This is a genomic window from Aeromonas popoffii, assembly GCF_000820025.1.
In the GTDB taxonomy this organism is placed as follows: Bacteria; Pseudomonadota; Gammaproteobacteria; order Enterobacterales; family Aeromonadaceae; genus Aeromonas; species Aeromonas popoffii.
Genome location: NZ_CDBI01000095.1, coordinates 557 through 2085, shown reverse-complemented (window position 1 = coordinate 2085; position 1529 = coordinate 557). Strand labels below are relative to the sequence as shown.

General features: G+C 63.2%; 2 protein-coding genes. Both read right to left on the bottom strand.

Annotation, left to right across the window (positions count from 1 at the left end; all coding sequences use genetic code 11):
• Positions 1 to 621 (bottom strand): ABC transporter permease (locus tag BN1129_RS20835; protein WP_042039176.1); only part of this gene is annotated, 621 nt, incomplete at its 3' end.
• Positions 622 to 685: 64 nt separating this feature from the next.
• Complete coding sequence (locus BN1129_RS20830) at positions 686 to 1516, bottom strand: ABC transporter substrate-binding protein (RefSeq protein ID WP_042039174.1); 831 nt, start codon at positions 1514 to 1516, stop codon at positions 686 to 688.
• Between the last annotated feature and the right edge of the window lie 13 nt (positions 1517 to 1529).

Genomic DNA, 1529 nt, shown 5'->3' with positions numbered 1-1529 from the left:
GAGCGCCACCCCCTGGGCAAAGGCACCCTTCTGGGTTTCCAGCGCAATGGCAGTGGGGATGTTGCGGGTAAAATGCAGGATATTGCCCCCCACCATCATGGAGCAGCCCACCTCGGTGACGATGCGGCTGAAGGCGCCGATCACCGCCGCCAACAGGCCGAAGCGGCATTCGCGCATCAGCCCGAGCAGCGCCTTTGGCCAGGAGAGCCCCAGGGTGAGTGCTGTCTCCCAGGCGCGGCGATCGCTTTGAATGAAGGCGGCGTGAGCCATGGTGGCGATGACGGGGAAGGCGATCAGCATCTGGCCAACCACCATGGCTTGCTGGGTAAACAGCATCTTCCAGTCGCCAAAGGGGCCTGCCCGGGAGAGCAGCATGTAGAGCAAGAGGCCGATCACCACGGTCGGCACCGACTGCAGGGTATTGATGCAGGAGAGCCAGAGCCAGCGCGCCGGGATCGGCAGATAGGCCAGCACAAAGCCGAGCAGCAGCGCCGGCACCAGCACCAGCGCCAGTGCCAGGCAGGAGACGGAGAAGGAGACCCCCACCACCTGCCACAGCTCTGTGTCGCCACTGAACAGCAGGGCAAGCGCCGCCAGCGTTGTATCCAACAGGGTTGGCATCAGGCGCCTCTCTCAGAGGGCAGGGCGAGGGCCGTCAATGCGGTCGTATCCAGCAGGGTCGGCATTATTGCCCGCTGGCATCGGCTACAAACAGCGCCTGACCCGCCACCTTGAAGTTACCGATCAGCGTCTGGCCATGCTCGGAGACCAGCCAGTTCTTCAGGGTGCGGGCTCCTTCGGTATTGAGATCCGGGTAGCGCTTGGGGTTGACCAGGATCACCTGATAGGGGTTGAACAGGCGCTTGTCACCCTCCAGCAGCACGGCGAGATCCAGCTTGCTCTGATAGGCGAGCCAGGTGCCGCGGTCGGTCAGGGTGTAGGCACCGAGCTCGGAGGCCATGGTCAGGGTCGGCCCCATGCCTTGGCCGATGGACTTGTAACCGGCGAACTCGGGTTTGACGTCAGCGGCTTGCCACAGGGTCTTCTCCTTGATGTGGGTGCCGGACTCGTCGCCACGGGAGATAAAGGTCTGGCCCTGATCCTTGATGGCTTGCAGCCCTTTCGCCGCGTCGTGCAGCTTGCCCAGACTCGCCGGGTCTTTCGCCGGGCCGACGATGACGAAGTCGTTGTACATCAGGTGCACCGGCTCGATACCAAAGCCTGCGTCGACGAAGGCCTTCTCGGCAGAGGGGGCATGGGTCATCACCAGATCCGCATCGCCGTTTTCACCCATCTTCAGGCTCTGACCAGTACCGGCCGCCATCACCTGCACCGGATAACCTGTCTCCTTGGTGAACTGGGGCAGCAGCCAGCCCAGCAAACCGGACTGCTCGGTGCTGGTGGTGGTGGCGAGGCGGATAGGCGCCTTGGTGGTATCGGCGTGGACTGCGCCGGCGATCAGCAGGCTGGCCGCGAGGGAGAGGGCAAAACGTTTGAGATGGGTTTTGATCGTCATCTTGATGCAACTT